The following is a 516-nucleotide window of genomic DNA, read 5'->3' as shown; positions in this document are numbered from 1 at the left end:
TAGTTGCAAGGTATAGACCCGAAACCCGGTGATCTAGCCATGGGCAGGTTGAAGGTTGAGTAACATCAACTGGAGGACCGAACCCACTAACGTTGAAAAGTTAGGGGATGACCTGTGGCTAGGAGTGAAAGGCTAATCAAACCGGGAGATAGCTGGTTCTCCCCGAAATCTATTTAGGTAGAGCCTCGGACGAATACTTACGGGGGTAGAGCACTGTTAAGGCTAGGGGGTCATCCCGACTTACCAACCCTTTGCAAACTCCGAATACCGTAAAGTACTATCCGGGAGACACACGGCGGGTGCTAACGTCCGTCGTGAAGAGGGAAACAACCCAGACCGCCAGCTAAGGTCCCAAAGTCATAGTTAAGTGGGAAACGATGTGGAAAGGCCCAGACAGCCAGGAGGTTGGCTTAGAAGCAGCCATCCTTTAAAGAAAGCGTAATAGCTCACTGGTCGAGTCGGTCTGCGCGGAAGATGTAACGGGGCTAAACTATGCACCGAAGCTGCGGATTCAAA

1 rRNA gene is annotated in these 516 nt (G+C 51.4%); it reads left to right on the top strand.

The annotated features are described in order from the left end of the window. Positions 1-516: ribosomal RNA gene (locus AN394_RS21280) — 23S ribosomal RNA — on the top strand; the annotation flags it as partial.

This window comes from Pseudoalteromonas sp. P1-26 (assembly GCF_001401795.1).
Lineage (GTDB): Bacteria > Pseudomonadota > Gammaproteobacteria > Enterobacterales > Alteromonadaceae > Pseudoalteromonas.
Note: the sequence above shows the minus strand (reverse complement) of the source record. Positions and strands in the feature narration are given on the sequence as shown.